24 protein-coding genes are annotated in these 26,083 nt (G+C 56.3%); 22 read left to right on the forward strand and 2 right to left on the reverse strand.

What is annotated here, in order from left to right; translation table 11 throughout:
• Positions 1-38 precede the first annotated feature (38 nt).
• Complete coding sequence (gene gpr, locus IDH45_RS17945) at positions 39-1,040, forward strand: GPR endopeptidase (RefSeq protein ID WP_190929507.1); 1,002 nt, start codon at positions 39-41, stop codon at positions 1,038-1,040.
• Between the two features lie 380 nt (positions 1,041-1,420).
• Here the strand turns inward: gpr and IDH45_RS17950 are convergent, their stop codons facing one another.
• On the reverse strand, positions 1,421-2,281 hold the full coding sequence (locus IDH45_RS17950; RefSeq protein ID WP_223836765.1) for an AraC family transcriptional regulator: 861 nt from the start codon (positions 2,279-2,281) through the stop codon (positions 1,421-1,423).
• Positions 2,282-2,502: 221 nt separating this feature from the next.
• Here IDH45_RS17950 and IDH45_RS17955 point away from each other — a divergent pair, with 221 nt between their 5' ends.
• The 4 genes from IDH45_RS17955 (at position 2,503) to IDH45_RS17970 (ending at position 6,121) form a co-directional block, all read left to right on the forward strand.
• On the forward strand, positions 2,503-3,789 hold the full coding sequence (locus IDH45_RS17955) for a Gfo/Idh/MocA family oxidoreductase (protein WP_190929508.1): 1,287 nt from the start codon (positions 2,503-2,505) through the stop codon (positions 3,787-3,789).
• A 154-nt stretch (positions 3,790-3,943) separates the two neighbouring features.
• Positions 3,944-4,678: an SDR family NAD(P)-dependent oxidoreductase gene (locus tag IDH45_RS17960; RefSeq protein WP_190929509.1), complete on the forward strand. Its 735-nt coding sequence runs from the start codon at positions 3,944-3,946 to the stop codon at positions 4,676-4,678.
• 95 nt (positions 4,679-4,773) lie between these two features.
• Positions 4,774-5,685 carry a phosphotransferase family protein gene (locus IDH45_RS17965; protein ID WP_190929510.1) on the forward strand — a complete coding sequence of 304 codons (912 nt, stop codon included), beginning with the start codon at positions 4,774-4,776 and terminating at the stop codon, positions 5,683-5,685.
• Positions 5,686-5,755: 70 nt separating this feature from the next.
• Positions 5,756-6,121: a VOC family protein gene (locus IDH45_RS17970; protein ID WP_190929511.1), complete on the forward strand. Its 366-nt coding sequence runs from the start codon at positions 5,756-5,758 to the stop codon at positions 6,119-6,121.
• 86 nt (positions 6,122-6,207) lie between these two features.
• On the opposite strand, the gene IDH45_RS17975 is transcribed toward IDH45_RS17970, so the two are convergent.
• Positions 6,208-6,972 (reverse strand): polysaccharide deacetylase family protein, encoded by a 765-nt coding sequence (locus IDH45_RS17975; RefSeq protein WP_223836766.1) that lies wholly within the window; start codon positions 6,970-6,972, stop codon positions 6,208-6,210.
• Between the two features lie 137 nt (positions 6,973-7,109).
• Between IDH45_RS17975 and IDH45_RS17980 the strand changes: the two genes are divergently transcribed.
• The 17 genes from IDH45_RS17980 (at position 7,110) to IDH45_RS18060 (ending at position 25,926) form a co-directional block, all read left to right on the forward strand.
• Positions 7,110-8,291, forward strand: a complete 1,182-nt coding sequence (locus IDH45_RS17980) for a hypothetical protein (protein WP_190929512.1) — start codon at positions 7,110-7,112, stop codon at positions 8,289-8,291.
• A gap of 134 nt (positions 8,292-8,425) precedes the next feature.
• Entirely contained in the window at positions 8,426-9,556 is a 1,131-nt protein-coding gene (locus IDH45_RS17985; RefSeq protein WP_190929513.1) for a glycosyltransferase family 4 protein, read from the forward strand.
• 4 nt (positions 9,557-9,560) lie between these two features.
• Positions 9,561-10,325, forward strand: a complete 765-nt coding sequence (locus tag IDH45_RS17990) for a YheC/YheD family protein (RefSeq protein WP_190929514.1) — start codon at positions 9,561-9,563, stop codon at positions 10,323-10,325.
• A 242-nt stretch (positions 10,326-10,567) separates the two neighbouring features.
• Positions 10,568-11,791 carry a stage II sporulation protein P gene (gene spoIIP / locus IDH45_RS17995; RefSeq protein WP_190929515.1) on the forward strand — a complete coding sequence of 408 codons (1,224 nt, stop codon included), beginning with the start codon at positions 10,568-10,570 and terminating at the stop codon, positions 11,789-11,791.
• Complete coding sequence (gene spoIIP, locus IDH45_RS18000; protein ID WP_190929516.1) at positions 11,788-13,089, forward strand: stage II sporulation protein P; 1,302 nt, start codon at positions 11,788-11,790, stop codon at positions 13,087-13,089. Before spoIIP (IDH45_RS17995) ends, spoIIP (IDH45_RS18000) begins: the two co-directional genes overlap by 4 nt.
• A gap of 40 nt (positions 13,090-13,129) precedes the next feature.
• Positions 13,130-13,510: a hypothetical protein gene (locus IDH45_RS18005; RefSeq protein WP_190929517.1), complete on the forward strand. Its 381-nt coding sequence runs from the start codon at positions 13,130-13,132 to the stop codon at positions 13,508-13,510.
• 285 nt (positions 13,511-13,795) lie between these two features.
• Positions 13,796-14,320 carry an ADP-heptose synthase gene (locus tag IDH45_RS18010; RefSeq protein ID WP_190929605.1) on the forward strand — a complete coding sequence of 175 codons (525 nt, stop codon included), beginning with the start codon at positions 13,796-13,798 and terminating at the stop codon, positions 14,318-14,320.
• A gap of 380 nt (positions 14,321-14,700) precedes the next feature.
• Positions 14,701-16,515 carry a translation elongation factor 4 gene (lepA, locus tag IDH45_RS18015; RefSeq protein ID WP_190929518.1) on the forward strand — a complete coding sequence of 605 codons (1,815 nt, stop codon included), beginning with the start codon at positions 14,701-14,703 and terminating at the stop codon, positions 16,513-16,515.
• Between the two features lie 325 nt (positions 16,516-16,840).
• The gene (gene hemW / locus IDH45_RS18020; RefSeq protein WP_190929519.1) at positions 16,841-18,088 is read left to right on the forward strand and encodes a radical SAM family heme chaperone HemW; all 1,248 of its coding nucleotides are present in this window, start codon (positions 16,841-16,843) and stop codon (positions 18,086-18,088) included.
• A 106-nt stretch (positions 18,089-18,194) separates the two neighbouring features.
• A complete protein-coding gene (locus tag IDH45_RS18025) occupies positions 18,195-18,656 on the forward strand; it encodes an N-acetyltransferase (RefSeq protein WP_190929520.1) in 462 nt (153 codons plus the stop codon).
• A 105-nt stretch (positions 18,657-18,761) separates the two neighbouring features.
• On the forward strand, positions 18,762-19,787 hold the full coding sequence (gene hrcA, locus IDH45_RS18030; protein WP_190929521.1) for a heat-inducible transcriptional repressor HrcA: 1,026 nt from the start codon (positions 18,762-18,764) through the stop codon (positions 19,785-19,787).
• 46 nt (positions 19,788-19,833) lie between these two features.
• Positions 19,834-21,360 (forward strand): TCP-1/cpn60 chaperonin family protein, encoded by a 1,527-nt coding sequence (locus tag IDH45_RS18035; protein WP_190929522.1) that lies wholly within the window; start codon positions 19,834-19,836, stop codon positions 21,358-21,360.
• Positions 21,361-21,387: 27 nt separating this feature from the next.
• Complete coding sequence (gene grpE / locus IDH45_RS18040) at positions 21,388-21,984, forward strand: nucleotide exchange factor GrpE (RefSeq protein ID WP_190929523.1); 597 nt, start codon at positions 21,388-21,390, stop codon at positions 21,982-21,984.
• Positions 21,985-22,044: 60 nt separating this feature from the next.
• The gene (gene dnaK, locus IDH45_RS18045) at positions 22,045-23,883 is read left to right on the forward strand and encodes a molecular chaperone DnaK (RefSeq protein ID WP_190929524.1); all 1,839 of its coding nucleotides are present in this window, start codon (positions 22,045-22,047) and stop codon (positions 23,881-23,883) included.
• 192 nt (positions 23,884-24,075) lie between these two features.
• On the forward strand, positions 24,076-25,197 hold the full coding sequence (gene dnaJ / locus IDH45_RS18050; RefSeq protein ID WP_190929525.1) for a molecular chaperone DnaJ: 1,122 nt from the start codon (positions 24,076-24,078) through the stop codon (positions 25,195-25,197).
• A 147-nt stretch (positions 25,198-25,344) separates the two neighbouring features.
• Complete coding sequence (locus IDH45_RS18055; protein ID WP_190929526.1) at positions 25,345-25,509, forward strand: YfhD family protein; 165 nt, start codon at positions 25,345-25,347, stop codon at positions 25,507-25,509.
• Positions 25,510-25,557: 48 nt separating this feature from the next.
• On the forward strand, positions 25,558-25,926 hold the full coding sequence (locus IDH45_RS18060) for a hypothetical protein (RefSeq protein ID WP_190929527.1): 369 nt from the start codon (positions 25,558-25,560) through the stop codon (positions 25,924-25,926).
• Positions 25,927-26,083: the final 157 nt, after the last annotated feature.

Raw genomic sequence — 26,083 nt, forward strand, 5'->3', positions numbered from 1 at the left:
ACTACAAAGCAGGTTGGAATGGAAAGGAGAACAAACAAATGGACCTCGATTTGAGCCCGTATTCGGTTCACACCGATCTTGCGCTGGAAGCGAAGGAGCTGGCGTCAAGCCGGCACGGGGACACCATCCCCGGCGTACATACGGAAACGGCGGAAGACGATGACATGGTCATTACGAAAATGCATATTGAAAACGAGCAGGGCTCCCGAGCGGTAGGCAAACTGATAGGAAACTATATTACGCTCGAGGTTCCGAGACTGAGGGAGAAAGATTCGGATCTGCAGGACAAGGTGGCTACCCGGCTGGCCCAGGAGTTTTCTACATTTCTGCAGCGGATCGGCATCACGAAGGAAGCCAAGGTGCTTATTATCGGACTCGGCAACTACAACGTGACGCCGGATGCGCTTGGTCCTTTGGTTGTGGAAAACGTGATGGTCACACGGCACTTTTTCGAGCTGATGCCGGATCAGGTCAGTCCCGGATACCGTCAGGTCAGTGCGGTGGCGCCCGGGGTGCTCGGTACGACCGGAATCGAAACGAGCGAGATCGTGCAGGGCATCGTGGAACGCTCAAAGCCCGATCTGGTCATTGCGATCGACGCGCTGGCTTCCAGAGCGCTGGAGCGGGTCAACACGACGATCCAGATCGCCGATACCGGTATTCATCCGGGGTCGGGCGTAGGCAATAAACGCAAGGGGCTCACGCGTGAATTTCTCGGTGTGCCCGTCATCGCCATCGGCGTACCTACCGTGGTGTATGCGTCTACGATCGTGAACAGCACGATGGATATGATGATCGATCATTTTAAGCAGCAGACGAGCAATACGAGCCAGATTTTCGGCCTGCTCGACGGCATGAACGAAAGCGAACGGCTGCAGCTCGTCAAGGAAGTGCTCGATCCGGTCGGTCATAACCTTCTCGTAACGCCGAAGGATATCGACCAGTTTATCGAAGACATGGCCAACATTATCGCCAGCGGGCTGAACGCCGCCCTGCATGACGCGATCGATCAGGACAACGTTGCGGCTTATACGCACTAATCTGCTGACGCACTGACGTACCGGCCGGCTTCAACCGGGCAAGGAACCAAATAAGAGCGGTACCTGCTATATGGTCCGAAAACCCGTTTGAACACGGAATAAGAGCGGTTTGAAGCTTCTAATATCCGAGAAAAGGGCGCAGATCCCACCGGTTGGTTGAAATAAGGGGGCAAACCACCTCTATTGGTTCGGTTTGTCGAAAGCGCTGAAAATAGGGGGTGCAAAACACTCCTATTTTGTCATAGAACCCGTGGATTTACGTTTTCCCATGAGTCTCCTTTTTAGTGAAGGCGACTTAGCACGTCAAAAACCGTCCGGACGCTATTTTTACCGGACGGTTTTTCTATATGCACAAACCGCACGCCAATCATTGGCTCCATTCAGGAGCCGTCAGGCCTGGCCGATTTCCGGTAGTCCAGCGGATTCGTCCGCGTCAGCTCCTTGAAGACACGGCCGAAGTGGCCGATATTTTCGTACCCGACGTTCTCGGCGATCCGCGTCACTTTCAGGCCGGTTTCCCGGAGCTGCCTTTGCGCCTCGCGGATTCGGACCGTATTGACATATTCCACGAACGAAAATCCGGTTATTTTTTTGAACGTTCGGCTCAGATGATAGGGACTTACGTAATGCGCCTTCGCCACCGATTCCAGCGACAGCGGCGAAGCATATGTTTCGTTAATATATTCGACGATCTCGGACATTTTTTTGTGAGCCGGGCTTTCGTGCTCGTACGGTTCCCGTTCCTGCTCCTGCCGGTCCAGCTTGCGTCCGCACCAGAGAAGCAGCGTAGCGAGCTGGGCTTGCAGACACGTCTCGCTTCCCGGCAGCTCCTCCGTATCCTCTCTCAGCATATCCTGGAGCAGCCGCTCGATCCATTCCCTCTCCTGGAGATTAAGCGACAGCCGTCTTATTTTGCGGCGGAACGGCTCGAACAGCAGCGGTTCGTTGAACGTGTCGAGAAACCGTTTATTAAAATTAATAAGCATCCGCTCGTGATTCGGCACGCCGACGTCGGCCGTTTTGTGCAGCTCGTTTTGATCGATGAAGACGACGTCGCCTTTGCGGACGCGGTACGTATTGTCTTTTATGAAATAGTTGCGCTCGCCCGACATCAGATAATAGATTTCGTACGGTTCATGAAAATGATTGGTCGGCATCGAATGGTGGCCCGATATTTTATTTTGATGAATGTAAAACGGCTCCCGCACTTGCGCGGCCCCCTTCATTCCGTTCTTCTTCATGGCGATCTCCTTGAGCTTGTTGGTTAAAGTGTACATCCATTTGGATAGACAGACAAGTAGCGTTAGCGCGTTTGGAGCGGACACAGCCTGCCCGATAATCGGAGCTGAGGTTGCGCAAGATATGCAAAGAATGAGCGGAAATCCGCAATAAATCCGGAGAATCCGTTGATATGTTGCGTTAAAATGAAAGCGAATGAACAACGAGTAAGGGGAGAATACCGATGACACGGAGAAAATATGCACTGGTCGGAACCGGAGGCAGAGCCGAGTTTTTTTACGGTGCCTTGGCCAAAAGCTACCGGGACCGCTGCGAACTGGTCGCTTTTTGCGATGTGAACCGCACCCGTCTGGAATACGCCAACCGTCTGCTGCGGGAGAAGTACGATTACCCGGAGGCGAAGCTGTACGCTTCCGATCAATTCGACGAGATGATCCGAAGCGAGAAGCCGGATACGGTTATCGTCACCTCGATGGACCGCACGCATCATACGTACATTATCCGCGCTATGGAACTGGGCTGCGACGTAATCACCGAGAAACCGATGACCGTGGACGAAGAGAAGTGCCAGGAGATTATCGATGCGGTCAAGCGGACGGGACGCGATCTGCGCGTTGCCTTTAACTACCGGTACGCTCCGCATAATACGAAGATTCGCGAACTGATCATGGACGGCGCCATCGGAGACGTTCATTCCGTTCATTTCGAATGGCTGCTGAATACGCTGCACGGAGCCGATTATTTCCGAAGATGGCACCGGGACAAACGCAACAGCGGCGGGCTGCTGGTCCACAAGTCGACGCATCATTTCGACCTCGTCAACTTCTGGCTGGGCACGGCGCCGGAGACGGTGTATGCGATGGGCGGGCTGATGTTCTACGGCCGGGAAAATGCCGAGCGCCGCGGCGTGACGAAGTTTTACCAGCGGGCCCATGGAAGCGAAGCGGCGAAGGACGATCCGTTCGCCATCCATATGGAGAACAACAAACATCTGAAGGCGCTGTATCTGGACGCGGAGAAAGACGACGGCTATCAGCGCGACCAGAGCGTATTCGGCGACGGCATCAGCATCGAGGATACGCTCGGCGTGATGGTTCGTTACAAAAATAAAGCGATACTGACTTACTCCTTGAACGCTTACTTGCCTTGGGAAGGCTACAACGTCGTATTTAACGGCAGCAAAGGGCGGATCGAGATGAAGGTCGTCGAGCGGGCGTATGTGAACTCCGGCGGCAAGAAGGAGGAAGAAGGGGCGCTTTCGTACAAAAAGCTGACCGTTCAGCCGATGTTTGAGCGTCCGTATGAAGTGGCGATCGAAGAACGGGCCGGCGGACACGGCGGCGGGGACCCGCTCCTGCTGAACGATCTGTTCGGCGACCGGACCGAGGACCGTTTCGAGCGGGCCGCTTCCCATGTGGACGGAGCCGTATCGATCCTGACCGGAATCGCCGGCAACATCTCGATGAAAACCGGACAGCCGGTCCGTATCGGCGATCTGGTCCAGTTTTAACCACAGAAACCTCTGCCCCCGCCCAGCGCGGGGAGCGGGGGTTTTATTGTTTGTTTATAAAAAAACGCGGCCGTCGATTTGACAGCTTCCAAGAAGTGGGGATATATTAGTATCAGGTACTAATATCAGATAATTAAAAATGGAGGCGGACGAGATGAAAGTTTTCCTGATTACCGGTACATCCAGAGGACTGGGACAAGCGATAGCGGAGCAGCTTATGGCTCCCGATCATTTGCTGTTGTGCATTTCCCGGAATCGAAACGAAGACCGGCTCGCCCAAAGCGACAATGTTCGTCATATCCCGTTTGATCTGAACGAAACCGACAGGATCGAAAGTCTCATGCAAACGGTGTTTGATTGCTTGGACCAGTCGAAGCTGGAAGGCATATATTTGATCAACAATGCTGGCGTCGTAGCTCCGCTGAGTAACGTCGGGTCCGGCGATCCGGGCGCGATTGCGGCTAATATCCATATTAATTTGCTTGCCCCTGTTCTGCTTGCTTCTCTTTTTATCCGGCATACCAAGGAGATGCGGATCGACAAACGCATTATAAACATTTCATCGGGCTCCGCTCAAAATCTGCTGCCGGGCATGAGCGTGTATAGCGCTTCCAAGGCCGGCTTGGACGTATTTACGAGAAGCGTCGGGATAGAGCAGGGAGAAGGGCCGGGAGCCGTCAAGATTGCCTCGGTATGGCCCGGAATGGTCGACACCGCCCTGCAGCAGGAAGCGAGGACCCGCGATTCGGGCCAGTTCGCCGCTGCGGAGCTGTTTCATAAGGCCAAGGAGAGCGGTATGCTCACCTCTCCGGAGCGGATGGCGGGCAAGGTGATCCAGCTGCTTTTCGGGGAGATGGAGCAAGGTTCGGTGGTGGATTTATTTGGGTAAACCGTGTCAAACGGTCCGCATATGTTTTACAATGATTTCTAGATGGACTAGAAGGCTGGAAGTCAATAGTTCCGGCAGAGGGGAGGTGGGCTTCGATGATAGAGTTGCCGAACCGGGCGCTGGAATGGGTAGTAGACTCGGTATGTCCCGGCGCCAAGGTAACGTCCGTATCCAGGCTTCTGGGAGGGACGTCGTCGCTTATCCACAGCATTACGCTCCAAACCGGACAGGAAGAAGCCGACTATGTGCTCCGGCTTATCAACAATGAGGAATGGCTGCAGGAGGAACCCGACGCCGCTTGGCACGAAGCGGAAAGTCTCCTATTCGCATCCGACAGCGGCTTGCCGGCGCCCCAGCTCGTTGCTTGCGACCAGTCGGGAGAAGCATGCGGAATGCCTGCCGTACTGATGACCAAGATAAGCGGGTCCGTCGTGCTGCGTCCCGAGAATCCGGACAGATGGCTGGGAGGATTGGCGGATACGCTGACCCGGATTCATGCAGTCCCGGCGGACGGCTTCGCTTGGCAGTATGCGGCCTACATCGATCTGGAGACGCTCGAAGCGCCGGAGTGGTCCGGCTTGTCAAGCGAGTGGACCAGAGCAATCGCATATGCAAGAGACAGGCGTCCCGCAGCTAAGACGTGCTTCATTCACCGGGACTACCACCCGGCCAACGTATTGTGGACCGGCGGCTCGGTTAGCGGCGTCGTCGATTGGATTAACGGCTGCCGGGGACCGGCCGGCATCGATGTCGGGCAGTGCCGGTCCGACCTGGCCCAGCTGTACGACGTCGCGACGGCTGACGCTTTTCTGTCGGCCTACGAGGCCGCAGCCGGCAAAACATTTGCTTACGACCCTTATTGGGATCTGGTAGCGCTTATCGATACGCTGTTCGGTCCGCCGGCCGTATTCAGCGGCTGGAAAGCTCTGGGCGTTACCGGACTTACGGACGGGATGATGGCCGAACGGGTAGATGCCTATATGCTTAGTTTGCTTAAACGGATTTGAATACAACGCACGATTGCAGCCGGGACGGACGGCGGATTCCGCGGCGACTTGTATGAACGGAGGGAACAGGATGCAGGCGATCAAGCTAAAACCTTTTGTCCCGTCGGGCGATGACTACGGGCTGGCTCAGCGGTTTTTCGAGGAGCTGGGATTCGAGAAAATATATGCGGACAACGGAATTACGATCTTCCGGCTGGACGAGCTGGAATTTTATTTGCAAAATTTTCATAACCGGGAACTCCAGGACAACTTTATGGTGGAGCTGGTCGTGTCCGATCTGGACGGCTGGTGGACGCGTATCCGGCGGATAACGGAAAACGGCGAATATCCGGTCCGCTGCAAGGAACCGACCTTGTATCCGTGGGGCAAGCGGGAAGTTCATCTGATCGATCCCGCCGGCGTCTGCTGGCATTTATCCGAAGCGAAGCGTCAGTAAAGGGGCAGATAGGCATCCGGCAGTTCCTGAAGGCGTATAACGCTTCAGGACTGCCGGATGGATGGGATGGGGAGGGCAGTTAGCGGTCAGCCTGCATCGTCGACCGGATGTCCGTGCCGTTTCCGCTCGCCCAGCAGTTCCGTAACCGTTACGAACTGAAACCCTCTCGTTTTCAACTCCGGCAATATTTTCGTAAGCGCCTGTACGGTTTGCGATGCTCCTTCCCCATGGTCGTGAAACAGGACGATATCCCCATTTCTCGCGTTGTTCAACACTTTATTCGTAATTTTCGCCACGCCGGGGGCACGCCAATCCTCGGTATCCTGATGCCAGGACCATAGGACGACCGTATAACCGTGCTGCTTGGCTGCGGCGACGATCGCTTCGCTGTAGTGGCCCCCGGGCGGACGGAACCAGGGCGCGTCAGTCAAACCTGCCGCCCGGATCGCTTCTTTGGCTTTGCGGATTTCCGTATCGATCGTCTTCTCCGACGTTCCGCGGCGAAAGTACGAGTGCATCATCGTATGATTGCCCAGCTCATGGCCGTCCGCAACAAGCTGGCGCGCCGTGTCCGGGAATCTCGCCGTCCGCTCTCCGGTAACGAAAAACGTAGCTTTCGCCTCGTATTGTTTCAGCAGCTCCGCGATTTGCGGCGTGTATACCGGATCGGGACCGTCGTCGAATGTCAGTGCGATCCACTTCTCCTCCATCGGCACTTCCCACACAATATCCCCGCGCGTCTCATAATATTCCCTCGACTTCGGCTTGGCGCCGGCAGCCTGGCCCGCTGCGGGGATCAGACAGCAAAACAGCGCCGCGCATGCGACAGGCCTCATCCATTTCAATCTCATGGTTCGTTTTTCGCCTCTCTGTTCGTTATAGGGTAAGGACTCGTCTATAGGTTTTCCCAAACCTGAATTTTATTCCACATAATTTGCCGAGGCTGGCGAACAATACGGAAGTGATTCTTGATGGAGGAGGCTAGCCTGTGGCCTACAGAATGACTGTTCTGCTTCTTGCCTTTGCAACTGCGCTTGTTATGCCCGGGCCGGTATCAGCCGCTCCCCACGAGGCGGCTGCCAAAGCGGCGACCGTACAATTTATCGTTTCCGTCAAGACGAGTCAGGGCGCGTTATATGAAACACGCAAGTCGTTCGTAAAAAAAGCCTGGAGCCGGGCATGGCCGAAAGCAGCTGCGGCTGCGGATCATGGGGCCGGTGGCCGGGTCCCTTACGGCAATGCTTATATGGAAGTAAAGGTAGGCGGCTCGAGCCGGACGTTCTCACTAAGGGAAGACGGCTCGCTGCTGGAGCCGGATACGGGATCGGTCATCACGATGCCCGCCCCGATTCGCAAGGCATGGGTCCAATACGCCGAATCGCTCCGAACGATCCACTACGGAGAGCTGGTTGCCTGGGACGATGCCAAAACGGGCGTGCCGCTGAAGAGCAAAGTGACGGTCGTGGATCTCGAGACCGGACTGACGTTTCGGGCGCAGAGACGGGCCGGCAGTCTTCATGCGGACGTGCAGCCGCTCACCAAGCAAGATACGGCGACGATGAAGCATATCTACGACGGCTCGTGGAGCTGGAAGCGCCGGGCTATTCTCGTCTTGTACGGCGGTCGCAAAATAGCGGGCTCGATGCACGGCATGCCTCATGGCGGAGACGGTATTCCGGATAATGATTTCTCCGGACATTTTTGCATTCATTTCCTCGGCAGTTCGACGCATAAGACGGGAGCCGAAGACTACGCCCATCAGCTCATGGTCCATAAGGCGGCGGGCCAGCTGGACGCGCTGCTGGACCGGTCGCTTCCGGCCAAGCTGGCGGAGACGTTTCTGGAGTCGCTCAAGCAGCAGGACGACGCGCTGCTAATCGCCGCTCTCCGGGGAACCGACCCTGACACGCTGAGCCGGTACCGCAAGCTGCTCCGGTCGGTGGAAAGCGTGAGGTACGAGCTGCCGGCTGTGCAAGATCCGAAGGACGATCTGACCGCGGAGTACAAGATCAAGGCGCTTGTGGACGGACGCGGCGGCGGGATTCGCGAGCAGACGTTCCGGTTCCGCTTCGCCAGAGAGGCAGCCGGTTCACCTTGGCTGCTGACGGAGGTCGGCATCGAGCTGCAAGGCAACCGGGGGACACAGCCGCCGAACGAACAAGCACGATAGCAAGCAATGACGTATTACGCTCCCCTTTGGGCTTGGGGGAGTTTTTTTATTGCACAGGACCCATACCGCCAATACGCCTAAAGCATACGATGAAAGGGATTGCTACCCATGAAACGAGGAAGTGACCAGAAAGGATGAACATCGCCGTAATCGCTCCCGGAGAAATACCCGTTCCGCCCCGGGTGGGCGGCTCTGTGGAGCATTGCATCACCGAGATTACGAAACGGCTGTCCGCCTCGAACCGCGTGACGGTATACAGCCGCCGCAGTGCCGGTTATCCGGCTTCGTCGCGTCAAGGCGCGCTGTCCCATGTCCGGGTTCCGGGCGGCGGAGCAGGGCGGTATCTCGGCCATGTGCTTGGCCGGATGGCGGGCAGGCGCTTCGATTGGATTCAAATCGACAACCGCCCGTCTTATGTGCCGCGCGTCAGGAGCCGGTTTCCAGGGACGCGGATCGCTGTTTTTTTGCATTCGACGACGTTTATCAGCCCGCCCCGGACGACTCTTACCCAAGCGGCCCGCCAGCTTGCAGCCGCCGACCTGGTAGTCGCCAACAGCAAATCGCTGGCCGCGCAGATCCGGTCGCTTTTCCCCGGCGTCCGGCATAAAGTAAAGCATACGCCGCTAGGTGTGGACGTCTCACAATATAAGCTTCCGAGCGCTTCGCAGAGAGCTGCGGCGCGCCGCGAATTCGGCGTAAGCGGCTCGTTCTCCGTCTTGTTTGCAGGGCGTCTGATCCCGAAAAAAGGGGTCCCCGTCCTCATCCGGGCGATGAAGCTCGTGCGACGTTCGGTCCCTCAAGCTAAGCTGCTCGTCGCCGGAGGCGCGGGTAACGCTTCGTATGTGAGGGGATTGAAGCAGATGGCGGCGAGGTACGGCGTTCCGGCCCGGTTTGCCGGTTATATGTCGCGCAAACGTATGCCCAGGCTGTATTGGGCCGGGGACTGCTTCGTCTGCCCGTCTCAAGGGCATGAAGCATTTGGTCTCGTAAATGTGGAAGCGATGGCGTCCGGCACCCCTTGCGTCGCTTCGGCTAACGGCGGCATCCGGGAAATCGTGCGCCACGGCACGACAGGCAGGCTGGTAGCCCGATACCGGAGTCCGGAAGCGTTCGCCGAGCAGATCCAAATCGTAGCGAGGGACGCCAAAGGTTCCGCAGCGATGGCGATTCGCGCCCGGGAAGACGTGGTGCGCCGGTTCGGCTGGTCGTCTACCGCAGCCCGGCTGGCCGGGTTGTACCGCCAATACCGAAAAAGGAGAAACTAAAAGCATGCCCAAAAACATAACCAGAGTGACGAGCAAACTTAGAAAAACAGCCGCTCTGCTGCGGGATGAGAGCTTGAGGGCATACGTACCCGTTACGGCGAGAATGAACCGGCATACGCTTCGGAACATGTTGGATACGCACCGTATGGTTTACGTGAAACCTAATGTAGGAACGTTCGGCAACGGAGTGATCCGGGTGGAGAAGCGGGGCGAAGGTAAAGATGCTTACTGGTTTCAATCGGGGGCGAAAGCCCGCTCGTTCCGTTCCTTCGCCGCGATGTTCGCCGCTTTGTCGCAGGCAAAGGCGCGCCGTCCTTATTTGGTGCAGAAGGGCATTCATCTGCTCAAGCACAACGGGCGCAGATTCGATCTGCGGGTCATGGTGCAGCACAATTTGCAGCAAAGGTGGGAAACGACCGGGATTATCGGGCGGCTGGCCCATCCGAAGAAGATCGTGACCAATTACCATAACGGCGGAACGCCGATGAAGGCGGAGACGCTGCTTGGAAGCCATATGCCGGCGGCACGCCGCACGAGGATGATGAGCCGGCTGAAGCAGCTTGGGTTATCGACGGCGAGACAAATGAGCCGCTCCTTCCCCGGCGTCAAAGAGATCGGCCTCGATGTGGCGCTGGACCATACGCTGCATCCGTGGATTCTGGAAGTGAATACGAACCCGGACCCGTACATTTTCCGGGTGCTGAAGGATAAGTCGATGTTCCGGAAAGTGATCCGGTATGCCAAAGCTTACGGAAGAATCCGGAAATAACCCCGAACCGGTTGAGAGATTGTGAGAGTGCCCGGACGAATCGTCCCCTATACCCGCAAGCGGCAGGCTGATCGTGCGATAAAATGCCCAGGTATGAACCGGCATCGTCATCGTACGGTTGGTCGGCGCGCGGAGAAAAGGGGACTTTTTTTACCTGGGATCGTTCTAGCGGACGCGCGGCTTTCATAGATTTGATAACAGATAGACTTGATAGACACACTCACATCCGGGGAGGGATATCGATGAAATGGGTCGTAGCCACGTTTAATGTCAGCGCCGTTACCCGCACGCTGCGGACCGTCCGTTCGGTGAGCCGCCAATTCGCTCTACTGTCGACCGCCTCGCTGCTGCTTTTGTTCGCTACCGGGCTGATCGGTCTCGCGCAAAACAAAGGGTCCAATTCCTCCATTTCTTCGATGAAAAGCGCCGTTGCGACGCTTTCCGTCGCTTTTTTTCTGGACATGCTGGCGATGGAGATGCCTCATCTGCAGAAAGAGATAACCACATCGACATTTTCGCCGACCAATACCGCGACGTTTCTGATCCGTTCGCTGACCGGCGTTCATCCGCTCGATCCGGCCAGTCTCCTGGCCAGCGAAATTCCCGGCCTGCGCAGTGAGGCGAGCGCGCTGCTGTACTCGGGAACGGCGACGCAAAATGCCGATTCACCGGCTGACTTTACGCCGCCGGCCGATGCGATTCCTACCCAGATCGGCCCGTCCGATCCGCCTCAGGTCGCCCCGGTCGCTCCGCCGCCGTCCGATCCGGCAACCGAAGCCGCCCAAGCGCCGCAAGTGTTCATTTACCATTCGCATAATCGCGAATCGTTTCTGCCCGAGCTGAAAAGCAAAGGCATCACCAAGCCGGATCTGGCTTATGATCCCGACATCAATATAACGCTGGTCGGCAAGCGGCTGAAGGAACAGGTGGAGGCAAAGGGGATTCGGGTCATTCAGGAGACGACCGATTACCCGTCCACCGTCAAATCGTTTCAATACGCCAAATCGTACGCGTACTCCGCCCAGACGTTAAAGACCGCGCTGTCCCAAAACGAGAATATCGGCATGATCTTCGACATTCATCGCGACTCGCTGGCAAGAGAAAAAACGACGGTTAAACTGGGCGGAAAAGATTACGCACAGGTGTACTTCGTCGTCGGCAAAAAAAATCCCGGCTGGGAGAAAAATTCCGAGTTCGCTGGAAAATTGAACGCGATGCTAGAGGAGAAAATGCCCGGCATCTCCCGCGGGGTATACGGTAAAGGCTCGAACGGCAACGGGGAGTACAACCAGTCGTTATCCCCGAGCAGCATCCTGATGGAAATCGGCGGCCCCTACAATACGCTTGAGGAAATGTACCGGACGGCGGATGTGATCGCCAACATTATCGCCGAGCTGCAGAAGGATGCGGTGAAAGCGAGCGCACCCGCCGGATCGGCGAAAGGAAAAGGAGGAAGCCTCGGATGATGAAACGAGCCCGTCTGGTTCATATGGTCCGCTCCGTTCGCTCCGATCCGGAGGACGGCGGCATCATGGTGCGGATCTTTATCGCCTACGCCGGAATTGCGCTGCTGCTGTTCGCCCTCGCCGCCGCCGCCGTCTTATGGATGTCCTATGCGAACGTGTCGCCGAAAAGCTCGATGAAGCGGATGGCTTCGGCCGTCTCCGCCGATTTCTTCATTGATATGCTCGGCATGGAAGCCACTTCGATGAAACGTCCCGGCGAAACGACGTTTTCAGGCGGTAAAATCGGGGTGTATTTGGCGGAGCGCATGTTCCACGTCGATCCGTCGGAGCCCAAGTCACTGCTGGCAAGCGAGCTCCCGGCTTTGCGCAGCGGCCAGCCGGGCGGCGGTCTGATCGCCAAGGGGCCGTCGCCTGCGGACGGTAAGGATGGTACGCCCGCGCCGTCCGGCACGACGGATACCCCGGGAGGGGAGGCGCCGCCGCCGGATCAGGGCGAGCCGCCGCAGACGGGAACCGGAACGGCTCCGGACCCGGCCGCTCCTGCGAGAGGCGGAGGCACCGCAGCGCCGGACCCGATCCCGGTCCATAAACCGACTACCGAAGGACGCAAGGTTGCTTTTGTATATCATTCGCATCCGAGAGAGTCGTATTTACCCGAGCTGAATGTAAGCAATGTCAATGAAGCTGAAGATTCGAAGACAAACGTAACGCTGATCGGCAAACGGCTGGCGGAAAAGCTGGAGGAGGAAGGCATCGGCAGCGCACATTCGGGCGTCGATTATCCGACGGCGGTCCAAGGATACAACTGGAATTTTTCCTACAAATATTCGATGCAGACGGTTAAGGAAGCGTTTGCCCAGCATAAGGACCTTGACTTTCTGTTCGATATTCATCGCGACTCGGCGGGACGGGATATCACGACAGCGTCGATCGGCGGCAAAGATTACGCGAAAGTGTACTTTATCGTCGGCAAAAAAAATGAGCGCTGGGAGCAAAACGAGGCGTTCGCCAAACGGATTCACGAGAAACTGGAAGCCAACTACCCCGGGCTGTCGAGGGGAATCTGGGATAAGGGAAGCGGCGGACATGCCGAGTACAATCAGTCCGTATCGCCGAACAGCATCCTGATCGAAGTAGGCGGAGCGTACAATTCGTTGGAGGAGTGTTACCGGACGGCGGATGCGCTGGCCAAGACGATTGCCGCTCTATACTGGGAAGCGGAGAAAGTGAACGCGCCGGCCGGCGTCAGCGCGAAAGGGAACGTGTCTGACCAGGCCGCCGTGGCGGTCCATCGGTAAATAACACATCGCATGGCGATGAAGGAAGGGGAGAAACGACATGTCACGCTACTCGGGAATGTTCGTTTGTGTCGTACTGATGATGTGCTTCGGCATTTTTTTCGGAATCGAGCTTGCCACCAAAGGCATGGAGCGCATCCACGGGCCGGCCCCGGCTTCGGTGCAGCCGGGCGCCGCCGTTCAGCCGCAGTCGGTTACGCAGGCGCCGCCGGCCGCCGGGAACGGACAAACGCCGGTTAGCGCCAAGGGTCAAGGGGGAGAAAACGCAGCGACGGCCGCCCAACCGAAGCCACAGCCGCAGCCCCTCACCACCGATTCGGGCGTCAACCGGGTCGGCAACCAGATCGGCGATATGCTGCAATCGGTTGCCCATGGCACGATCCGCACTGTCGTTTCTTTGCTGGACAGCATCGTCAATTAACGTACCGCTCGGGTTGCGAAATAAGGAACCGGATAACGGGGAATATACATAAAAGCACATATCCGGGATTCGTTTCAAACGGGCGTTTGAAACGGTCAAACAGCCGCTGGTTTGTCCGCGAAGCAAGTGGTATGATATAGGGGTCAGCAAGCTGGTTACGAGGTTGAGTTTTACTACGTAAAACTTGGCGGATGCTTACGAAGTTGAACTTTGCTACGCAAAGTTCGGCGGATGCTTACGAAGTTGAACTTTGCTTCGCAAAGTTCTTAAGGAGGAATTGCCATGATGAACCGGCGCTTTGTAATCGAAGCCGTCATGGTTGCCGTATACGGGCAACTGCTGGTGCCGGGCCGTCCTGTGGAGTATTTGATCCCGTTCTCCACCATTCAGGAGCTGTATGAAATGCGTGACAGCGACGAGCCTGTCATGCCGGAAGCGGACGAAGATGAGCACGTAAAGCAAAAAATCGGAGAACTGATCGCTTTTTTTGAAGAGTCGTTCAACCGCAAAAAGATTGAGCGGGCGCTGCAGATGCCGTGGAAAAAAAGTCCGCCGCTGCTTGTGAACGACGAAGTCACCTTTACGGTCGTGTACGCGATCGACAACGCCCACTATGGCGAGACGTTTGATCCGGTCGAGACGGAGCTGATTTTGACCGCGCTCCACGAGAAAGCGCCGATCGTGACCGATCATCTGGAATTTCTGGACAAAGTGATCGATGGGGAAGTCCCCGTTCAAACATACGATGTCGAGGATTTCGAATATGCGCTGGAAGAACAGCTGACGGAAGAGGACTGGAAGTCGCTCTGACATCGGGCCTGCGTGGCAGGAGCGATGGGGCGGATTCCGGCGTTAAACGGTTGTTCACCCGGGGAAGGGTTTCCCGTGTCCTTCAGGACCGGCGGGAGCCCTTTTTGGCGTCTTTGGGCCGACAGGTGTCTGTTGTTCGCCCGGGCGGGACCGGATATAATGGAAGCGATTAGCGCCAACCGGTGTTCGTTGAAACTAACGCCTACTATCACCGCCGGAATCGCGAATCCCGGCGGTTTTGCCGGTTACGGCAGCCCGGGGAACTGATCGTAGTTTCGTATTTTTTTCGTAAAGAAATATAGGCCGTTTACCCCCGATTGCTGCCAGCCCCGGAATTTTGTTATAATGGAGTGTAATGCGCGAAAACCGGGAGGGTCAACATGCCGCAAAGTACGGACAGACAAAGCATGATTCGAAACTTTAGTATCATTGCTCATATCGATCACGGCAAATCTACGCTGGCGGATCGGATTTTGGAATATACGGGAGCTCTGACCACACGTGAAATGCAGGATCAGGTGCTGGACAATATGGATCTGGAGCGGGAGCGCGGGATCACCATTAAGCTGCAGACGGTTCGTCTCGCCTACCGGGCGGACGACGGCCTCGATTATATATTGAACCTGATCGACACGCCGGGACACGTCGACTTTACTTATGAAGTATCCCGCAGCCTTGCCGCCTGCGAAGGCGCGCTTCTCGTCGTCGATGCGGCGCAAGGGATCGAGGCACAGACGCTGGCGAACGTATATTTGGCGCTCGACAATAACCTGGAGATATTGCCGGTTATTAACAAGATCGATTTGCCGAGTGCGGAACCGGAACGGGTCAAACAGGAAATCGAGGACGTCATCGGGCTCGACGCAAGCGAAGCGGTTCTCGCCTCCGCCAAAGCAGGCATCGGGATTAAGGAGATCTTGGAGCAGATTGTACAAAAGGTGCCTGCCCCTAACGGGGACCCGAATAAGCCGCTAAAGGCGCTTATCTTTGACTCGTATTATGATGCGTACAAGGGCGTTATCGTGTACGTGCGGGTTATCGACGGTACGATCCGCAAAGGGACTCCGATCCGCTTTATGGCGACCGGAGCCGAGTTCGACGTGATCGAGGTCGGGGCGTTTAAGCCGCGTATGACCGCGGTGGACGAACTGACGGTAGGCGATGTCGGATTCGTTGTGGCCGGGATTAAAAACGTGAAGGATACCCGAGTCGGCGATACGATTACCGATTCGAGAAATCCCGCTGCCGAGGTGCTGCCCGGCTACCGGAAAATCAATCCGATGGTTTACTGTGGTCTGTATCCGATCGATACGGCCGATTACAACGATTTGCGCGAAGCGCTCGAGAAGCTGGAGCTGAACGACGCTTCCTTGCGGTACGAGCCGGAGACGTCGACGGCGCTGGGCTTCGGTTTCCGCTGCGGCTTTCTCGGACTGCTGCACATGGAGATTATTCAGGAGCGGATCGAGCGGGAGTTCAACATTCCGCTGATTACGACGGCGCCGAGCGTTATTTTCCGTGTTACGCTGACGAGCGGGGACGTGCTGCTGATCGACAATCCGTCGAACTACCCGGAGACGGGGCGGATCGACTTCGTCGAGGAACCGTACGTGAAATCTTCGATTATCGTACCGAAAGATTACGTCGGGGCGATCATGGAGCTTTGCCAAGGCAAACGCGGCGAATTCATCAATATGGAATACTTGGATACGACCCGGGTTACGCTCATTTACGATATGCCGCTGTCGGAGATCGTGTATGACTTCTTCGATCAGTTGAAGTCCAGCACCAAAGGTTACGCTTCGTTCGATTACGAGGTGTCGGGCTACCGCCAGTCGAATCTGGTCAAAATGGACATCCTGCTTAACGGCGAGCAGGTGGACGCGCTGTCGTTCATCGTTCACCGGGATCGCGCCTACAACCGCGGACGGATCATTTGTGAGAAGCTCAAGGACATTATTCCGCGTCAAATGTTCGAGGTACCGATCCAAGCGGCAGTCGGGCAGAAGGTGGTCGCCCGCGAGACGATCAAGGCGATGCGCAAAAACGTTCTGGCCAAATGTTACGGCGGCGACATCTCGCGGAAGCGGAAGCTGCTTGAGAAGCAGAAGGAAGGCAAAAAGCGGATGAAGCAGGTCGGTAACGTCGAGGTTCCTCAGGAAGCGTTTATGGCGGTGCTGAAAATCGACGAATAGCGTAAAGCGAATAACCGAAGCGAAAAACGGAAAAGAGATGAAGGCTTGTAAGGAATTAAGAGATGAAGTGGTTGTGACAAGGTGGAAAAATGTACGCTCCACCCGCTCGTTGAACCCAGGTCCCCTTTAATGGATAGAAGGTGGGGACATGGGTTCAAATGCGGGCCGTAAACTTTACGCCGTACATCTTTTCCCCCTTTTTGTATACCAGCATCTCTTTGCTTCCCTTGTCTTCCATATCTCTTTTCCGTTTTTCTGGGCTTTCCGTGCAATTTCCGTTATTCGTCGATTCGGGGTGGAGTAGGAAGGAAAGGAGTGTGACAGCATGACACAGAAGCAGACATCGGATACTGCCCATGTACCAGCAACCGGACAGTTCATAGATTTGGCGCGGGATGACCAGGGGAGCGAGCGGAACGACTATGACCAGGCGCCGCCCCGGGCGGTATATATCCATATCCCGTTCTGCACGAACAAGTGCCACTATTGCGACTTCAACTCGTATGTCGTACAGGGGCAGCCGGTGATGAACTATTTGCACGCACTGGAGCGGGAGATGGAGCTTACGGTGAAGCATCTGCCCGCCGAGCGGATCGAGTCGATTTTCGTGGGCGGCGGGACGCCGACGGTGCTGACTCCGGAGCAGATGAGATTTTTCCTTCATACGGTTAACACTTATTTCGCCGACCGGACGGCGGATTGCGAGATTACGATGGAAGCGAATCCCGGAACGACCGATCCGGACAAGCTGGCGGCGATGCGCGAAGGCGGCGTGAACCGGATCAGCTTCGGCGTACAGTCGTTCGACAACGCTTTGTTGTCGGCGATCGGACGGATTCATACTACGGACGACGTGTACCGGAGCATCGAAAATGCGCGCGCCGCCGGGTTTGACAATTTGTCGATCGATCTGATGCTCGGCCTTCCGAACCAGACGACGGCGAAGATGAACGCGACGCTGGACGAGGCGCTGAAGCTTAATCTGGAGCATTACTCCGCCTACAGCTTGAAGATTGAAGAAAATACGCTGTTTCACAAGCTGTACCATGCCAACAAGCTGCCGCTGCCGGACGAGGACGACGAGCTTGAGATGTATGAAACGGTCATGAAACGGATGAAGCAAGCGGGCTACGGCCAATACGAGATCAGCAATTTTGCCAAGCCGGGACGGGAAAGCCGGCATAACCGGACGTATTGGCGCAATCTCGCCTACTACGGACTGGGCGCGGGTGCTCACGGATACGCGCAGAGGCAGAGACACGTCAACATCAAGGGCGTTCAGGCATATATCGACGCCTGCAAGAACGGTTTGCCTTTAAAGGAGCAGCACGCGGTCAGCCGGCAGGAGGCGATGGAAGACTTTATGATGGTCGGCCTGAGGTTGCTGTCCGGCGTGTGCAATTCCGAATTTCACCGGATGTTCGGCATCCGGATGGAGGACCGGTTCGGGGAGAAGATCGGTTCGCTTGTGGAACGCGGATTGCTCGTGGCGGAAGATGACGGCTACCGGTTATCGGAGCGGGGAATTTTGTTCGGTAACGACGTATTCGGGTCGTTTCTGGAAGACGAATAGGACCGGGGTAAAAAATCTGCACCGCTGGACAAAATTTATATTGCATAAATCCATACCTGAATGTATATTTATTCATATTAACGTTCAGCTACAGGTGGGAAGCGTCATGACCGTATCATGCAGAAGAGCGACGACGGACGATGTCGGGTCGCTATACGACATTATTCAATCTTACGCGGAAAAAGGGATTATGCTCCCCCGCTCCAAAGAAGCGCTCGCTCGTCAGATCGACACGTTCGTCATCGCCGAGTACGAAGGGCAGTTCGTAGGCTGCGGCTCCTTGTTCCGACTTGGACAAGACTTGGTCGAGATTCGTTCGCTCGGCGTAACGGACGGCTACAAAGGCCAGGGCATCGGCCGCAAACTCGTCACATTTTTGACGGACGAAGCCCGGGAGCAGCGGATTCCGAAGATTATGGCTTTGACTTACGAGGTCGCTTTTTTCGAGAAAATCGGGTTTACCGTCGTGCCGAAAGAGATTTTTCCGGAGAAAGTTTGGACCGACTGCGTCAATTGCAAAAAGCAAAATAATTGCGACGAAATAGCAGTGCTGAAGCGCCTTGACTGACTTGACAAGGTGCTTTTCTTTTTGGTAACTTAGTTATAGGTTTAGCACTCCTTTCGATTGAGTGCTAACGACAGACGCTTTGCTTGGAAAGGGAGGTCCCGCGTCATGTTATCGGAACGCCAGAAACTGATTTTAAGCGCCATCGTTGATGATTACATCCGTTCGGCCGAGCCTGTCGGGTCACGTACCATCTCCAAGCGGGGCGATGTCGGATTTAGCCCGGCGACGATCCGCAACGATATGTCGGATCTGGAGGAGCTCGGCTATTTGGAGCAGCCTCATACGTCGGCAGGCCGCATCCCTTCCCAGAAGGGATATCGGTATTACGTCGATCATCTGATCAAGCGCGGGCATTTGCCGGCTGCGGATCTGGATATGATGAAGCTGTTTTTCGCAGAAAAATTGCAGGAAATGGAACAGATGATCCAGCACGTCGCGGTCGTCTTATCGGGAATGACCAACTATACGTCCATCGTGCTGGGACCCGAACTGCTGACTACGACGCTGAAGCATCTGCAGATCGTACCGCTGAACGAGTCGTCGGCCGTTGCGATTATCGTAACCAATACCGGGCATGTGGAGAACAAGATTATCACGATCCCCGAAGGGATGCCGGTTCACGAAATCGAACGCATCGTCAATATGCTCAATTCGCGATTGTCCGGGGTGCCGCTGTTTCATTTCAAAACCCGGCTGTACAATGAGATCAGCACGGAGATGGGACGTTACGTGTCCAAGTATGAAGAGCTGATCCGGATAATCGAAAGCGTGCTGCAAAGCGACGAAGACGACCGGATCTTCGTCAGCGGATCGACCAATATGCTCACCCAGCCGGAGTTTAAAGACGTAGACAAGGTGAAGGGCATCCTAGATCTGTTCGACGAATCCCATACGCTGGTCCGGATGTTTTCGGGCGCCTCGCCCGGCATACAGGTGAAGATCGGCGCGGAGAACAGCCTTGAAGCGATTAATAACTGCAGTTTGATTACGGCATCCTATTCGATAGACGGGCAACTGCTCGGAACGATCGGACTGCTGGGACCGACCCGTATGGAATATGGCAAGGTGATCAGCCTGCTGGACCATTTGTCGAAAGATATGGCCGTCGTGCTGGCCCGCTGGTATAGATGATCTGCGGATCGGGCGGCACTCCGGCCTCCGGAGAGGATCAGGAACGATGAAACAGCCGAACCATGAAGGAGAAGAGCGTCACGCGGCGCTGCTCAATAACGCCGCTGCCATACGAGCGATCTGCTCCGCCGTGGAAGGCACGCTCGGTCCGAAGGGGCTGGATACGATGCTCGTCGGACCTTCCGGGGACGTTCTCGTCACCAATGACGGTGCGACCATCCTGGAGAAGATGGACGTTACCCACCCGGCGGCCCGTATGCTGGTGCAGGTAGCCCGCTCACAGCAGGAGCAGATCGGAGACGGGACGACGACGGCCACGGTGCTGGCCGGCGCGCTTGTCTCCGAGGGCGTCGCCCAAGTAACCCGGGGAGTGCCTGTCGCCAAAGTGGTGCAGGGGATTCAGGAAGGGGTCCGATTCGCCGCAGAGCGGATGCATGCTCGTTCGCGGGCGGTGAACGGTCCCGACGATCCGATCCTGTGCCAGATCGCTTACGTGGCCGGGCGGGAGCAAAGCGATATCGCCGAGCTTGTCGTCGAGGCAGCCAGGAAGCTGGGCGGGGGCCGATTGTCGGAGGACGGGTTCCGGTTCGCCGATCTCGTCAGTTCCCACGAACGCCGGCACAACGAAGTGTGGCCGGGGCTGCTGCTGGAGCAGAAGCCGTATCAGGCTCACCATTTCGAGACCGAATGTGCCGGCTGCTCGGTTCTCGTCCTGTACGATGCACTGGAGCCCGATAAGCTGGAGGAAGAAGCGCTCGTAACGGAATCCGGATTCCAGACGTTTATGAAGCTGAAGGAACGGTTCGCCGAACATTTGCGCAAGCTGCTTGCCTTGAATATCCGGCTCGTTGCGACGGATCGGAGCGCCGATCCGGAAGCGGAGCAATTTTGCTCCGATCACGGGATCATGCTGCTGCAACGGACACCGAAACGGGAGCTGGAGCGGCTCTGCGAGTTTACCGGGGCGAAGCCGGCCAGACGGTCGGCGCTCGGCAAGCCGGAGGACGAACTGTTCTCGTATATCGGGCGCTGCGCCGCGTTGTCCTACGACGGGCGCATCCGCAGAGTCCGGGTGTCAGGCGGAGCCGGGAAGCCGACCGCCACGGTGCTCGTCGGGGCCAGTACCCGCGAAGTCGTCGGCGAGCGGGCGCGCATCGCCAAAGATGCGGCGGCGGCCGTTCAGGCCGCCATTCGCGGAGGTTACTTGCCCGGCGGCGGTTCCGTTGAGCTGGCGGTCGCCCACGAGCTGGAGCGATATCGCGAGACGGCTACCGGGCTGGAAGCGTTCGGCCTGGAAGCGGCCGCTCACGCGCTGCGCAAGCCGCTGGCGCAAATTGCTCTGAACGCCGGATTTAATCCGCTGGAGAAAGTAGAGGCGGTCAAAGCCGCACAGCTTGCGGAGCAGTCCGACTGCCACGGCATCGATTGCGATACCGGATCGGTCACGGACTGCCTGGCGGCGGGGGTCGTCGATCCCGCGCCCGTCAAGATGCATGCGCTGCGGGCAGCCGGAGAAGTTGCGGCTGCGGTGCTGCGCATACATACCGTAATTAAAATGAGATCCGATGAATGACGTCGGGATTGACAGGAGGAAGTTGCAGTGACGGAACAAGAGAAGCAGGCTACGCTCGATCAGGAGGAACTAGTAACGGAAACGGCGGCCGAAACCGGGCAAGAAGAGACCGGTACTGCCAGCGCGTCGGCAGAGGCCGGAGCGGAGGACGGCGTCAAGGAGCTGTCGGAAGCGGAGCGCCAACTGGAGGAACAGCGGAAGCTGGCGGATGAGCATTATCAGCGGTATTTGAGAACCCAGGCCGATTTCGACAATTTCCGGCGGCGTTCCCGTCAGGAGAAGGAAGACTTCGCCAAATACGCTTCCGTTAAGCTGATCGAGCAGTTGATTCCGGTTATCGATAATTTCGAACGCGCCATCACTGCCTCGAAGGATAACACCGATCATGAAGCTCTGTTAAAGGGCGTTGATATGATATATCGCCAGTTGGACCAGGTGCTGGTCCAGGAAGGGCTGCAGCGGATCGAAGCGGTCGGCCGGCCGTTTAATCCGGAGTTCCATCAAGCCGTAATGCAGGTAGAATCGGAGGAGCACGAAGAAGGCACGGTTGTCGAAGAGCTCCAAACCGGGTATATGTTAAAAGATAAAGTCATTCGCCCGTCGATGGTTAAAGTTAGCGGTTAATTTTCTCGCTTGCGATAGTCGGCGTCTAATCTATAGGAGACAATTAAGGAGGAACATCAGATGAGCAAAGTGATTGGTATTGACCTTGGTACAACGAACTCTTGCGTGGCTGTTATGGAGGGCGGAGAAGCCGTCGTTATCCCTAACGTTGAAGGCAATCGTACAACCCCTTCGGTCGTAGGTTTCAAGAAGGACGGCGAGCGCGTCGTCGGCGAGACGGCCAAACGCCAGGCGATTACGAACCCGGATCGCACCATTATTTCGATCAAGCGTCACATGGGTACGAATCATAAAGAAAAAATCGACACCACTGACTATTCGCCGCAAGAAATTTCCGCAATGATTCTGCAAAAGCTGAAAGCGGACGCCGAGGCTTACTTGGGTACGTCGGTAACACAAGCGGTCATTACCGTTCCGGCGTATTTCAACGACTCCCAGCGTCAAGCTACGAAGGATGCCGGTAAGATTGCCGGTCTGGAAGTGCTCCGGATCGTCAACGAGCCTACGGCCGCGGCGCTTGCTTACGGTCTCGACAAGCAGGAAACGAACCAGACGATTCTGGTATACGACCTTGGGGGCGGAACGTTCGACGTGTCCATCCTCGAGCTCGGCGACGGAATCTTCGAAGTGAAAGCGACCAGCGGCGACAACCGTCTCGGCGGCGACGACTTCGACCAAGTGATTATCGACTATTTGGCAGCCGAGTTCAAAAAAGAGCACGGTATCGACCTGAGCAAAGATAAAGCGGCGGTTCAACGTTTGAAGGATGCAGCCGAGAAAGCCAAAAAAGAGCTGTCTTCCGTTCTGACCACGACGATTTCCCTTCCGTTTATTACGGTCGTGGACGGCGTTCCGCAGCACTTGGAAGTTAATCTTAGCCGCGCCAAATTCGAAGAAATTTCCGCTCCGCTCGTCGAGCGTACGCTTGGACCTACTCGTCAGGCGCTTAGCGATTCCGGTTTGTCGCCAAGCGAGATTCACCGGGTAGTCCTGGTCGGCGGATCTACGCGGATTCCGGCCGTACAAGAAGCGATCAAGAAGCTGATCGGCAAAGAGCCCCATAAAGGCGTGAACCCGGACGAAGTCGTTGCTCTCGGCGCTGCAATCCAGGCGGGCGTACTGACAGGCGATGTCAAGGATGTCGTATTGCTCGACGTAACTCCGTTGTCGCTCGGGATCGAGACGGCTGGCGGCGTATTTACGAAAATGATCGACCGCAACACGACGATTCCTACAAGCAAATCGCAAGTATATTCGACGTATGCGGACAACCAGACCAGCGTTGAAATTCACGTGCTGCAAGGCGAGCGCGCGATGGCTTCGGACAATAAGACGCTGGGCCGGTTTATGCTCGGCGATATTCCTCCGGCGCCACGCGGCATTCCGCAAATCGAGGTTACGTTTGATATCGATGCCAACGGGATCGTAAACGTATCGGCTCTCGATAAAGGAACGGGCAAAAGCCAAAAAATTACGATTACTTCGTCCAGCGGCTTGAGCGACGATGAGATCGATAAAATGATGAAAGATGCGGAGGCTCACGCCGAGGAAGACCGCAAGCGCAAAGAAATGGTCGAAGCCCGCAACGAAGCGGACCAATTGGTCTACTCCGTCGACAAAACGATCAAAGATCTGGGCGACAAAGCCGATCCGGCGGAAGTCGAGAAAGCGAATGCCGCTAAGGAAGAACTCAAAAAAGCGCTCGAAGGCAGCGATCTCGAGCAAATCAAAAAAGCGACCGAAGCTTTGACCGAAGTCGTGCAGCAGTTGTCCGTCAAGCTGTATGAGCAGGCCGCTCAAGCACAAGCCGCTCAAGAAGGCGGTGCAGCCGGCGGCGAAGGAGCCAAGCAAGACAATGTCGTGGACGCAGACTTTGAAGTCGTAGACGACAAAAAATAAGCAGACGCAGGACGAACGATCGTCGGAGTCAAAGCCGGGGGACCCTCGGCTTTGACTTTCGTTTTGCGAGTGGAATAAGCTGTAGAACAACTTCACTTTTTGGGGTATTTCGTATGGGGTCCCCGAAAAGTAATCGGAATAAGCTACGAAGATTAACTTCACTTTTTGGGGTATTTTGGGGGTGGTGAAACGGTGAGCAAACGCGATTTTTATGAAGTGCTTGGGGTTAGCAAGGACGCGTCCGAGGACGAGATCAAGAAAGCGTACCGCGGGTTGGCGCGCAAATATCATCCGGACGTCAACAAAGCGGCCGACGCGGAGGAGAAGTTCAAGGAAGCGAAAGACGCCTATGAGGTGCTGAGCGACGGCCAGAAACGGGCGAACTACGACCGTTTCGGACACGCCGACCCGAACCAGGGAACGGGCGGCGGCTTTGGCGGGCAAGATTTCGGCGGCTTCGGGGATATTTTCGATATGTTTTTCGGCGGAGGCGGGGGACAGCGGCGTAATCCGAACGCTCCTCAGCGCGGCTCCGATTTGCAATATACGATGCAGATTGAATTTAAGGAAGCCGTATTCGGCAAAGAAATGGATATTCAAATCCCGCGCACCGAGTCGTGCGATACGTGCCACGGCTCCGGAGCGAAGCCGGGGACGAAACCGGAAACTTGCAGCACCTGCCGCGGCAGCGGGCAGCAGGAAGTGGTGCAAAACACCGCATTCGGCCGGATCGTCAACCGTCGGGTATGTTCGACCTGTAACGGCCAGGGCACGACGATCAAAGAGAAATGCTCGTCGTGTCACGGCGCAGGGAAAGTGAAGCGCCAACGCAAAATCAACGTGAAAATCCCGGCGGGCGTCGACGATGGGGCGCAGCTGCGCGTATCCGGCGAAGGAGAAGGCGGGACGAGAGGCGGTCCAGCGGGAGACTTGTATATCGTGATCCGCGTCAAGTCTCACGACTTCTTCGAGCGGGAAGGCGACGATATTTTCTGCGAAGTGCCGTTAACGTTCGTTCAAGCGGCGCTCGGCGACGAGATCGAGATTCCTACACTAACCGAGAAGGTCAAGCTGAAAATCCCGGCCGGTACGCAGACGGGGACCTATTTCCGCCTGAAAGGCAAAGGCGTTCCCAGACTTCGCGGTTACGGACAAGGCGATCAGCAAGTGAGGGTCGTCGTCGTAACGCCGACGAATTTGAACGAGCAGCAGAAAGACCTGCTCCGCGATTTTGCCAAAGAACACGGCGAGCATACGCATGAGCATAACGAGTCGATTTTCGAACGGATGAAAAAAGCGTTTCGGGGTGATTAGCTCCCGCATCTAAAGCCATTCGATCAGCTAACAGGCTGGTGGAATGGCTTTTCATTTTTTTATTTGAGCCGCGATGCATAGTTGGTGTACGATCCGGGCAAACTTCTATAGTTAGTTCCTAATTCAACCAACCGAGGAGGATTACCGATGAACAACCATAAGGCGAACAATGCTGAGAACGAAATCGAGAACGAGCAACTGGAAATAGCCCGAAACGAGGACGTCGAATTCTCCGAATCGCTTGCCGACGCTGCCGATCTGGAAGCGGCCGAGCGCGCTCAAGCGGCGGACGAACGCCAGGAGAACGCCTAATCCGCAACCTATGCGGTTGCGGCAGGCCGTGAGCGGAGGTAACGACGAATGGCTGAGAAAAGCGTGCTGGCTTATTTCAAGAGCCGGGAAGATGCCGAAGGAGCGGCGGCCAAGCTGAAGTCGCTTCGCATCGATGACATGCGGATCGACGAGGTCGGACGATTTGCGGGCGAAGGAGTGGACCATGTCGAAAATCCGATCAACGGCGACATACCGGGACTTGGATATTTGACGCTGGGCGGTGACTTCGACCGGAATGCGGGAATACTTGCCGCGGCCGACGTCAGTGCAAGCGGGATGAGCTCAGGCGGCGAGGACGACACGATGGGCCGCAACTATTTGCTCACAGCCGTGATGAACGAAGACGTTCACGATCAGGCGCTGAGCGTCGTCCGGGAATCCGGAGGCCTGGCGTAATCCGATAGATGGATCGGACATACAAAAAAGAAAGGAGGCGGTCCGAGAGGGCCGTTTCCTTTCTTTTTTTGCGTAGTCTCCGAACGCGTTGCGCGCGAGAGTCTTTCTAGCGTGTGGCGTGTGGCGTGCGGGGATATTGCTATCGCAGTCTTAGGAG

Origin of the sequence: Paenibacillus oceani (assembly GCF_014705615.1) — a bacterium.
GTDB classification, from domain to species: domain Bacteria; phylum Bacillota; class Bacilli; order Paenibacillales; family NBRC-103111; genus Paenibacillus_AB; species Paenibacillus_AB oceani.

What these genes read in the sequence shown, in the direction of transcription:
- gpr (WP_190929507.1), top strand. Translation starts at nt 39, where the DNA reads ATGGACCTCGATTTGAGCCCGTATTCGGTTCACACCGATCTTGCGCTG.
- IDH45_RS17950 (WP_223836765.1), bottom strand. Translation starts at nt 2,281, where the DNA reads ATGAAGAAGAACGGAATGAAGGGGGCCGCGCAAGTGCGGGAGCCGTTT.
- IDH45_RS17955 (WP_190929508.1), top strand. Translation starts at nt 2,503, where the DNA reads ATGACACGGAGAAAATATGCACTGGTCGGAACCGGAGGCAGAGCCGAG.
- IDH45_RS17960 (WP_190929509.1), top strand. Translation starts at nt 3,944, where the DNA reads ATGAAAGTTTTCCTGATTACCGGTACATCCAGAGGACTGGGACAAGCG.
- IDH45_RS17965 (WP_190929510.1), top strand. Translation starts at nt 4,774, where the DNA reads ATGATAGAGTTGCCGAACCGGGCGCTGGAATGGGTAGTAGACTCGGTA.
- IDH45_RS17970 (WP_190929511.1), top strand. Translation starts at nt 5,756, where the DNA reads ATGCAGGCGATCAAGCTAAAACCTTTTGTCCCGTCGGGCGATGACTAC.
- IDH45_RS17975 (WP_223836766.1), bottom strand. Translation starts at nt 6,972, where the DNA reads ATGAGATTGAAATGGATGAGGCCTGTCGCATGCGCGGCGCTGTTTTGC.
- IDH45_RS17985 (WP_190929513.1), top strand. Translation starts at nt 8,426, where the DNA reads ATGAACATCGCCGTAATCGCTCCCGGAGAAATACCCGTTCCGCCCCGG.
- IDH45_RS17990 (WP_190929514.1), top strand. Translation starts at nt 9,561, where the DNA reads ATGCCCAAAAACATAACCAGAGTGACGAGCAAACTTAGAAAAACAGCC.
- spoIIP (WP_190929515.1), top strand. Translation starts at nt 10,568, where the DNA reads ATGAAATGGGTCGTAGCCACGTTTAATGTCAGCGCCGTTACCCGCACG.
- spoIIP (WP_190929516.1), top strand. Translation starts at nt 11,788, where the DNA reads ATGATGAAACGAGCCCGTCTGGTTCATATGGTCCGCTCCGTTCGCTCC.
- IDH45_RS18005 (WP_190929517.1), top strand. Translation starts at nt 13,130, where the DNA reads ATGTCACGCTACTCGGGAATGTTCGTTTGTGTCGTACTGATGATGTGC.
- IDH45_RS18010 (WP_190929605.1), top strand. Translation starts at nt 13,796, where the DNA reads ATGAACCGGCGCTTTGTAATCGAAGCCGTCATGGTTGCCGTATACGGG.
- lepA (WP_190929518.1), top strand. Translation starts at nt 14,701, where the DNA reads ATGCCGCAAAGTACGGACAGACAAAGCATGATTCGAAACTTTAGTATC.
- hemW (WP_190929519.1), top strand. Translation starts at nt 16,841, where the DNA reads ATGACACAGAAGCAGACATCGGATACTGCCCATGTACCAGCAACCGGA.
- IDH45_RS18025 (WP_190929520.1), top strand. Translation starts at nt 18,195, where the DNA reads ATGACCGTATCATGCAGAAGAGCGACGACGGACGATGTCGGGTCGCTA.
- hrcA (WP_190929521.1), top strand. Translation starts at nt 18,762, where the DNA reads ATGTTATCGGAACGCCAGAAACTGATTTTAAGCGCCATCGTTGATGAT.
- IDH45_RS18035 (WP_190929522.1), top strand. Translation starts at nt 19,834, where the DNA reads ATGAAACAGCCGAACCATGAAGGAGAAGAGCGTCACGCGGCGCTGCTC.
- dnaK (WP_190929524.1), top strand. Translation starts at nt 22,045, where the DNA reads ATGAGCAAAGTGATTGGTATTGACCTTGGTACAACGAACTCTTGCGTG.
- IDH45_RS18055 (WP_190929526.1), top strand. Translation starts at nt 25,345, where the DNA reads ATGAACAACCATAAGGCGAACAATGCTGAGAACGAAATCGAGAACGAG.
- IDH45_RS18060 (WP_190929527.1), top strand. Translation starts at nt 25,558, where the DNA reads ATGGCTGAGAAAAGCGTGCTGGCTTATTTCAAGAGCCGGGAAGATGCC.